Source organism: Glycomyces arizonensis DSM 44726 (genome assembly GCF_000482705.1).
GTDB classification, from domain to species: domain Bacteria; phylum Actinomycetota; class Actinomycetes; order Mycobacteriales; family Micromonosporaceae; genus Glycomyces; species Glycomyces arizonensis.
On record NZ_AXWO01000043.1, the window covers coordinates 1 to 8,918 of the forward strand.

Below are 8,918 nucleotides of genomic sequence, written 5' to 3' on the forward strand. Positions count from 1 at the left end.
CGGAGAGCGAGTTGATGAAGTCGTTGGTGAACTCCTCGGTGGTCACGTAGCGGACCGAGACGGCGGTGCCGAGGTCGTGGGCGTAGTGGCCGACCGCGTGCAGCAGGTGCGTCTTGCCCAGGCCGGATCCGCCGTAGATGAACAGCGGGTTGTAGGCCTTGGCGGGGGCTTCGGCGACGGCGAATGCGGCGGCGTGGGCGAAGCGGTTGGACGAGCCGATGACGAAGGTGTCGAAGTTGTAGCGCGGGTTGAGGCGCCCGACCCCGTCGGCGGCCGCCGGTGCCGCGGCGGTCTTCACCGTCTTGGACACGCCCCCGCGGCGCTCCGGATCCGGATCGGCCGACGGCGGCGGCGCGACCGGCGGGAAGTAGTTGTGCGGCTGGCTGCCCGAATCAGCGGGCCTGGCCTGCGTCCGAGACCGCTCGGGCTCGGCGGCTACCGGTTCGGGAGATGCCGCTTCAACAGGTGCGGCTTCGCTGGGCGTCGCCTCGGCGGCCGCCGGCTCAGCACGCGGCGATGCGGCGGCCGGCGGTTCGGGCGCTTGTTCGGCGACACCCGGCCGCTCGGGTTCCGCGTGCTCGACGCGCGGGGCGTCGGCGGCCTCGGCGGCCTCGGCAGGCGCCTTCGGCTCCACCCCACGCGGGGCGGCGGGCCGCTCGACCGCGCGGAACGCCTCGGTGTCGAACAGGCTCGGCGGGTTCGCGGGGGCGGCCTGGTGCGGCACGCCGTTCGCCTTCGGCGCGGGCGGATCGGCCTGGTCGCCGCGCGGCATCTGGAAGATCAGCGTGTCGTCGGCCTCGGGAGCGCGCGCCGGCGCCGCCTCGGCGGGGGCGTCGCCGGAATTGTCCTGCATGGTGACCGCGATCTGCGTCGGCTGGCCGAGGCGCCGCGAGAGCGAGTCGCTGATCGGGTCGCGCAGCTTCGACTCGAACGCCGTTCGGGCGAACTTGTTCGGCGCCGCGATGATGAACGTCCCGTTCACCGCCACCACCGGCTGCGTCAGCCGCATCCACGCCTGCTGCTGGCGGGTGAGCACCGACGCCTCGGTCAGTTCGGCTGTCACGGCCGACCAGACTGCGGCCAGATCTTGGTCGGTCACCTTCGCCATCCCTCATCGTGATCATTGACGTCGACGCTCGGGCCGACGCGGCGTGCGTTAGACTGGTCCACCCGAGCGGCCCCATTTCTCAGGGCCCGGAGCATCCCCGCCCGCACCGATCCACGCGGTCGTCCCGCAGTGCGTCTAAGCAGTTTTCCACAGGTTATCCACAGGCGCTCAGCTGCCCTGTGCACATGCGCGCCTCACGGCGAAGTTTCTCGAACCATGCCTGTGACCTGCTATTTTGTGCTTTCCGTGCGGCTGTCGCGTTGCGGCGACGCCGAACGCGTCCACTGCTCGGACAAAGTTATCCACAGGCCGGTCAGCGGGTGTGCACGGCGGTCGGAACCGCCCGTCCACAGGCGGGGCCACCCGTGGCGGCCGCTCCTTCGATCCGAGTAACATGAGTGAGTTGCCCTCCGGACCAGAGGGGCATGCCACACCCGCCGTCCGCGACCGAAGCGGTACATGAAAGCCCTGCTAGGCTGACTTTTGCGTCCCGCAGCAGGGCCGGGGCGGTCCAATGATTCGTAATAGGAGAAATCCGACGTGAGCAAGCGCACCTACCAGCCGAACAACCGCCGTCGCAAGCGCACCCACGGCTTCCGGCTGCGCATGCGCACCCGTGCCGGGCGCGCCATCATCAACGCCCGCCGCCGCAAGGGCCGCAAGAACCTGACCGTCTGAGCGGTCGGGCGCTTGCTGCCTGGCCGGGCCACCGCTCGCAAGCGCCGCCGCCGGTCGCGTTCACGGCCGCGACGCGCGCCGTGGAGAAGGTGAACCAGGTGCTTCCAGTCGACGCGCGCATTCGCCGCAGCCGCGACTTCAGCTCGGCGCTGAAACGCGGCCGCAGGGCCGCCCGTGGCGGCGTCGTCGTCCACTGGGCGGGCGAGGCCCCGCGCGGGGAAGGCGGCGAAGCGCAGCACCCACCGAGCACGACACCGTCCGATGCCGAGAGACACGATCCGGCACGGGCGGGTTTTGTCGTATCCAAGGCCGTCGGCAACGCCGTCGTCCGCAACAAGGTGAAGCGGCGACTGCGCCACGCCGTCGCCGAGCAGATGCGGACCTGGCCCGACGGCGCCGACGTGGTCGTGCGGGCCACCCCCAAGGCGGCCGACCGCGACTTCGCCGAACTGAGCCGCGACCTGGCCGAAGCCGTCGCCAGGGCCCGGGGTGGCCGGCCCCGCGGTCCCAGGCGCCGGACGGATCCCGGCGGAGGCCCGCCATGAGGAGCCTGTGATGAACGGCGCGGTCTCGACCGCCGTAACCCGGGTGGTGAGCCTGCCGATCGTCGCGTACCGTCGTTGGATAAGCCCGGCCATACCCAACCGGTGCCGCTTCTACCCCAGTTGCAGCGCATATACCCTCGAGGCGCTGTCCAGTCACGGCCCCGTCCGTGGCATATGGTTGAGCCTGCGGCGACTGGGACGGTGTCACCCCTTCCATCCGGGAGGCTATGACCCCGTGCCTCCCTCTCGGTCCGGGAAACGGACCGCGGACGAGCCGTCCGTCGGCAATGAGATGACTGGAGTCCGTCAGTGACTTTGCACTGGATCTACATCGCGGTGTCGTGGCTGCTGCTGCGCTGGCACGACCTGTGGAGCAGCGTATTCAACGGCGCCGAGGCCCTCGCCACCGACTGGGCGTGGGTGCTGGCGATCGTGTGCATGGTGATCACCCTCCGCGTGATCCTGTTCCCGCTGTTCGTGAAGCAGATCCGGTCGCAGCGGGCGATGCAGAAGCTGGCCCCCGAGATCAAGGCGCTGCAGGAGCGCTACAAGGGCGACCGCGAGACGCTCCAGCGCGAGATGATGGAGCTGTACCGCAAGGAGAAGGCCAACCCGCTCATGGGCTGCCTGCCGATCCTGCTCCAGGCGCCGGTCTTCCTGGGTCTGTTCTGGGTGCTGCGCCGCCCCGACCCGCACCAGACGATCAACACCACCGAGTACTTCTGGACGGGCGTCAACGACGGACCGACGTCGGACTGGAACACCTACCTCCACGCCAAGCTGTTCGGGGCGCCGTTCTGGTCCTCGCTCGGCTCGCCCGTCTCCGATATCGAGGCGGTCGGCGCCGACCCGACCACGGTGCGGATCGTCGCGGTCATCCTCATCGCGGCGATGATCCTCACGACCTTCCTGACCACGCGTCAGATGATCCTCAAGACCGGCTGGTCCGAGGACAACAGCCAGCGCATGATCCAGAAGGTGATGCTGTACGGCATCCCGGTGGTCATGATCTTCTCCGGCTCGGTCTTCCCGATCGGCGTGGTCATCTACTGGACCATCAACAACCTGTTCTCGCTGACGCAGCAGCAGTACGTGCTCCGCAAGTACCCGCCGCCCGCGCAGAACTCCGCCAACAAGCCCCCGAAGCCGGGCAGCAAGGCGCACGAGCAGATGCTCGCCGAGCAGCGGGAGGCCGAGGAGCGCCGGAAGTCCCTGGCCCCCAAGCCGGGACAGAAGCCGAAGCAGGCCGCCAAGGCGGCCTCGCAGAAGAGCAAGGGCGGCGGCTCGAACTCGACGAACAGCGCCTCGACCGACAATGCCTCGACCAGCAACGCCAGGCAGGGCGGCCCCGGGTCGGGCAAGAACCTCTCGCGTGCCGAGCGCATCGCGCGGGCCAAGAAGGTCAGCGGCGCCCAGCAGACCGGAAAGAAAAAAGGCAAGGGGGGCGGTTCCCGGGCCGCGTAAGCCGTTTGGGGTCAGCCACAATGGGGCAAACTAGGCTTATAACTAGTGATGGGACGTAGTTAACGATTATGGGAGCAACGGTGCGGGAGGACGAGGTGGCCTCCGAAGACGAACTGTTTGAGCAGAGCGAAGTGGCGGCCGACTACATGGAAGGCCTGCTGGACATCCTCGACCTCGACGGCGACATCGACGAGCTGGTGGTCGGCGACCGCCCGCAGGTCGAGATCGTGGGCGAGGATCTCGGCGGCCTCGTCGGGCCCAAGGGCCAGACGCTGGAGGCGCTGCAGGAGCTGTGCCGTCTTGCGGTGTACCGCAAGACCGGTGAGCATTCGCGGTTGATGCTGGACATCGGCAGCTACCGCGCGGGCCGCCGCAAGAAGCTGGCCGATCTGGCCGAGAAGACCGCGAAGAAGGTCATCGAGACCGGCGAAGTGGTGAAGCTCGACCCGATGAGCGCCTTCGAGCGGAAGTGCGTCCACGACGTCATCAACGCGACTGCGGGCGTGCAGAGCGAATCCGAGGGCGCCGAGCCGCGCCGCCGGGTCGTGGTGAAGCCCGAGGCGTAGCACCCGCCTGTATGCGGGTTTCGCCGGACGCGGAACCCGCACGGACGACGGAGAAGAGACGAAGCGAACTGATGACACAGGAGCCTGCGAGCTCTGAAGACGTCGAGGCCAATGTTTCACGTGAAACATTGGCCTCTGTCTTCGGCGACGACGAGCGCGTCAGGCGGGCCGAGGACTACGTCGGCCTGCTGCGCACCGCGGGAATCGAGCGGGGCCTGATCGGCCCGGGGGAGGCGCCGCGACTGTGGGGACGGCACGTGCTCAACAGCGCGGTGATCGGCGAGTTGATCGGCCCCGAGGCGGACGTGATCGACGTGGGCTCGGGGGCGGGCCTGCCGGGCATTCCGCTGGCGTTGGCGCGGCCCGACGTGTGGGTGACGCTGGTGGAGCCGATGCAGCGGCGCGTGGACTTCCTGGAGGAGGTCATCGACGCCCTCGGTATCGCGAACGTGGAAGTGCTCAGGGCCAGGGCCGAAGAGGTGGATCCCAAGGGCCGGGCGGACGTGGTGGTGTCCAGGGCGGTGGCGCCGATGGGGAAGCTGGCGCGCTGGTGCCTGCCGCTGGTGCGGGTGGGCGGCGTGATGCTGGCGATCAAGGGCCAGAGCGCGGTCGAGGAGATCGAGCGGGACGCGCGGCAGATCAAGTCCGCTGGCGGGGGTAAGGCCGGCGTGGAATCATGCGGCCGGAAGAAGCTCGAGGAACCGGTGTTCACGGTGCCGACGACGGTGGTGAGGGTCGAGAGGATCCGCTAGGCGCGGCACCCGGTTGGTTCGGCGTGATCGATGATTAAGAGGCCGGCACTGCGAACGGCCCCGAAACTCCAAGAGAAGCATCCGGTCTGACCGAGACGGCATTAGCGGTGACATCGGGAAGATGAAGTTGCGGGATCCCGAGGGAGGCAGTATCTTTCGGCGGCCGCCCAGCCGCCCAGCCGCCCAGCCGCCCAGCCGCCCAGCCGCCCAGCCGCCCAGCCGCCGCCCCGCGTGGGGTGGAGCCGAAGGCGCCTGCCGAGGCCGCCGAGGCCGCCGACGCCCCGCGCGTCGAGCACGCGGAACCCGAGCGGCCGGGTGTCGCCGAACAAGCGCCCGAACCGCCGGCCGCCGCATCGCCGCGTGCTGAGCCGGCGGCCGCCGAGGCGACGCCCAGCGAAGCCGCACCTGTTGAAGCGGCATCTCCCGAACCGGTAGCCGCCGAGCCCGAGCGGTCTCGGACGCAGGCCAGGCCCGCTGATTCGGGCAGCCAGCCGCACAACTACTTCCCGCCGGTCGCGCCGCCGCCGTCGGCCGATCCGGATCCGGAGCGCCGCGGGGGCGTGTCCAAGACGGTGAAGACCGCCGCGGCACCGGCGGCCGCCGACGGGGTCGGGCGCCTCAACCCGCGCTACAACTTCGACACCTTCGTCATCGGCTCGTCCAACCGCTTCGCCCACGCCGCCGCATTCGCCGTCGCCGCGGCAACGGCGCGACAACGGCGCATTTCGTTCCGTTGGGCTAATCTATGGCTCGTAAGGCTCTTCAAGAACGGGGTCGATGTTTCACGTGAAACATCTGGCCCGTAATCTGTGGCGGTGAATGTGCGCGACCCCCTTCCCCCAGAAGATCGTGAACACCAGAGCGCTCTCGGCGGCGATACCCCGGCTGAACGCCGCATCAAGAACATCCTCGATGCCGCTGTGAGCGAGGAGAACCCGACTCCACGGCGACGCCGTTATCGAGAAACTTCGCAGTCGCCGGGTGGCGAAGCGCAGCGCTATGGGTCCGCTGGGCCAGAATCGGTCTCTAGGGAGACCGGCCCGAGCTACGGCTATGCGGCCGGAGGCACTGACCCGGTCTTCCGCAGTCAGGACGATTTGTCGAACGACGGCGGGGAACGGGGCGGAATGCGCAAGTCGACAACGCAACGAGGTAGGTCCGGACGACACACCGCGCCGGAGGCCGCGACCGACGACAGCGGGCGTCGATCCGGCAAGAGGGCGGCCACTTCGCGCGCGAAGACTTCATCGGCGAACGGGCGCAACGCCACGACCGCCCCCGCCGACGACTCCGCCACCCGCGTGCAGGATCAAGGCGACGAGATCCCCCAGCAGGGCAACCCGCTCGAGGACGATCTTCCGCTCGCGCGCGAGGCGCAGCGCGCGGTCCGAGTCCTGAACCCGGCGGGTGCCATCAGCATGCCGCGCCCGCCGCGGCGGCGCGTGTTCGCGGTGGCGAACCAGAAGGGCGGCGTCGGCAAGACCACGAGCGCCGTCAACATCGCGGTCGCCCTCGCGCTTCACGGCAACCGCGTCATGGTCATCGACCTCGACCCGCAGGGCAACGCCTCGACCGGGCTCGGCGTCGAACACGGCGCAGGCACGCCCAGCGTGTACGAGGCGCTCGTCGACGGCATGCCCCTCGACGAGATCGCGCAGCGCGTCGAGGGCATCCCCTCGCTGCACTGCATTCCGGCGACCATCGATCTCGCCGGCGCCGAAGTCGAGCTGGTGAACGTCGTCGCCCGGGAGGCCCGCCTCCAGAAGACCATCGAGGCCTACGGCGGCGAGCTCGACTACATCTTCATCGACTGCCCGCCGTCGCTGGGCCTGCTCACCGTCAACGCGCTCGTCGCCGCCGAAGAGGTGCTCATCCCGATCCAGTGCGAGTACTACGCGCTCGAGGGACTGGGACAGCTGCTGCGCAACATCGAGCTCGTCAAGGCGCACTTGAACAGCCGCCTGCGGGTCTCGACGATCCTGCTCACGATGTACGACAAGCGCACCAAGCTCGCCGATCAGGTGGAGCAGGAGGTGCGCGGTCACTTCAGCGAGATCGTGCTCGACGCGGTGGTGCCGCGCAGTGTCCGCGTCTCGGAGGCGCCGGGCTACGGCCAATCGATCATGACGTACGACCCCGGTTCGCGGGGTGCGACGAGTTATTTCGAAGCGGCCGAGGAGATCGCCCGGCGGGGCGCGAAACTGAATCCGCGGCGTGCGGGTCAGCAGAACGAGAAGGACGGGAAGTAGTCGATGGCAGCGGCGAAACGTGGAGGGCTCGGTCGCGGGCTCGGGGCACTGATCCCGACCGGACTGGCCGAGAGCACGACCACCGAAGTCGATGAGGTCGACGACGAACTCCCCCGGGCGAACGGCGCGCCGCGGCAGACGATGCCCAGCGACCGCGATGTTTCACGTGAAACATCGCCCGTGGCGGTCGTCGATGTTTCACGTGAAACATCGACGACCGAGGAGATCGGCCCCGATCTGGTCCCGGTGCCGGGCGCGAGCTTCCAACTGGTGCGGATCGACGAGATCGCCACGAACCCGAAGCAGCCGCGGCAGGTCTTCGACGAGGAGCATCTCGCGGAGCTGCAGACCTCGCTCACCGAGGTCGGCATGCTCCAGCCGATCGCCGTCCGGGAGAAGGCCGAGGGCGAGTCGACGGGCGGCGCCGACGACGGCGCCAAGTACGAGCTCGTCATGGGGGAGCGGCGGCTCCGCGCCGCCACGGCGCTCGGTTGGGAGAGCGTTCCGGCGATCATCCGGCGCACCTCGGACGATGAACTGCTCCGTGAGGCGCTGCTGGAGAACATCCACCGCGTCGAGCTGAATCCGCTCGAGGAGGGCGCGGCCTATCAGCAGCTCCTCGAGGAGTTCAACGTGACGCAGGAGGAGCTCGCCAAGCGGATCGGGCGCAGCCGCCCGCAGATCTCCAACATGATCCGGCTGCTGAGTCTGCCGGCGACCGTGCAGACGAAGGTGGCGGCCGGTGTGCTGACCGCGGGGCACGCTCGGGCGCTGCTCGGGCTCGACAGCAACGACACGCAGGAGCACATCGCAGAGCGAATCATCAGCGAGGGTCTGTCGGTGCGCAGCACCGAGGAACTCGTGACGGCGTGCCGCCTGGAGGAGACGCCGGAGCTCGACGAGCCGCGGGGAGATGCGGCGCGGACGCCCGCGAAGGACCGGATCAAGGCGCCGGGTCTCGATGAGCTGAGGGAGCGCCTCTCGGATCATTTCGAGACGAAGGTGGGCGTCTCGTGGGGGCGGAAGAAGGGCAAGATCGTCATCGAATTCGGCTCGCTCGACGACCTCGACAGGATCGTCGAGCAGATCGGCGTGAAGTAGCGAGGCAGAGTCGGTGCTTCCCCGCCTGGACCGAATGTGAAAGCGGATATTTGCTGATTTGCCCCCTCGGGGGACCCCTTGTCTGAAGTGTAGGTCGTGCGTGTGACAAATAGTGTTGTCATGCGTGCTTTATGTGACGGTGTTTGTGGTCACGGTCAGGATCGCAGTCGAGTTCGCGTGCGGGCCGGTCGGCGGGGCGTGTTCGGGTACGGGGCGCAGTTAATTGCGGTGGGATCCGGGGTGCGGAGGCAGGGCGGTCGGGTGTCGCCTCGCATGGGCGGGACACGCGTGGCGAGGCGATCGGAGAACGAGCGGGGAGGCGCGTCCGCCGAGGGGTACCGCGGTGGTCCCGGAGTGAGGGATGCTCGGTGACGCCTGCTGTCGTGAGTTGAGCGGGGCGGGGGCGTTCATAATCGCCGCGGGTGCGCGGGTGCGCGGGTGCGCGGGTGCGCGGG

At 68.9% G+C, this 8,918-nt stretch carries 10 protein-coding genes; 9 read left to right on the forward strand and 1 reads right to left on the reverse strand.

Translation table 11 applies throughout. The features are described 5' to 3' along the window. The coding region (locus H613_RS32955; protein ID WP_342673029.1) for a DnaA ATPase domain-containing protein at positions 1-1,099 on the reverse strand (1,099 nt) is incomplete at its 3' end. 549 nt (positions 1,100-1,648) lie between these two features. On the opposite strand from H613_RS32955, the gene rpmH reads away from it, so the two are divergent. The 9 genes from rpmH to H613_RS0120460 all read left to right on the forward strand — a co-directional run bounded on the left by rpmH (position 1,649) and on the right by H613_RS0120460 (position 8,463). After that, positions 1,649-1,786: a 50S ribosomal protein L34 gene (rpmH, locus tag H613_RS0120425; protein WP_026925243.1), complete on the forward strand. Its 138-nt coding sequence runs from the start codon at positions 1,649-1,651 to the stop codon at positions 1,784-1,786. A 98-nt stretch (positions 1,787-1,884) separates the two neighbouring features. Next, on the forward strand, positions 1,885-2,331 hold the full coding sequence (rnpA, locus tag H613_RS28000; RefSeq protein ID WP_035738801.1) for a ribonuclease P protein component: 447 nt from the start codon (positions 1,885-1,887) through the stop codon (positions 2,329-2,331). A gap of 10 nt (positions 2,332-2,341) precedes the next feature. Further along, positions 2,342-2,644: a membrane protein insertion efficiency factor YidD gene (gene yidD, locus H613_RS30390; protein ID WP_084546810.1), complete on the forward strand. Its 303-nt coding sequence runs from the start codon at positions 2,342-2,344 to the stop codon at positions 2,642-2,644. Further along, positions 2,641-3,795 (forward strand): membrane protein insertase YidC, encoded by a 1,155-nt coding sequence (gene yidC / locus H613_RS28005; RefSeq protein ID WP_084546811.1) that lies wholly within the window; start codon positions 2,641-2,643, stop codon positions 3,793-3,795. The genes yidD and yidC overlap by 4 nt, the downstream gene beginning before the upstream one ends. Positions 3,796-3,863: 68 nt before the next feature. After that, the gene (locus H613_RS28010) at positions 3,864-4,361 is read left to right on the forward strand and encodes a Jag family protein (protein WP_035738795.1); all 498 of its coding nucleotides are present in this window, start codon (positions 3,864-3,866) and stop codon (positions 4,359-4,361) included. Between the two features lie 68 nt (positions 4,362-4,429). Further along, complete coding sequence (gene rsmG, locus H613_RS0120445; protein WP_026925244.1) at positions 4,430-5,113, forward strand: 16S rRNA (guanine(527)-N(7))-methyltransferase RsmG; 684 nt, start codon at positions 4,430-4,432, stop codon at positions 5,111-5,113. 236 nt (positions 5,114-5,349) lie between these two features. After that, entirely contained in the window at positions 5,350-5,919 is a 570-nt protein-coding gene (locus tag H613_RS32960; RefSeq protein WP_500683466.1) for a DnaA ATPase domain-containing protein, read from the forward strand. 9 nt (positions 5,920-5,928) lie between these two features. Then, a complete protein-coding gene (locus H613_RS28015) occupies positions 5,929-7,362 on the forward strand; it encodes a ParA family protein (protein WP_439330252.1) in 1,434 nt (477 codons plus the stop codon). A 3-nt stretch (positions 7,363-7,365) separates the two neighbouring features. After that, positions 7,366-8,463, forward strand: a complete 1,098-nt coding sequence (locus H613_RS0120460) for a ParB/RepB/Spo0J family partition protein (RefSeq protein WP_026925245.1) — start codon at positions 7,366-7,368, stop codon at positions 8,461-8,463. Positions 8,464-8,918 lie beyond the last annotated feature (455 nt).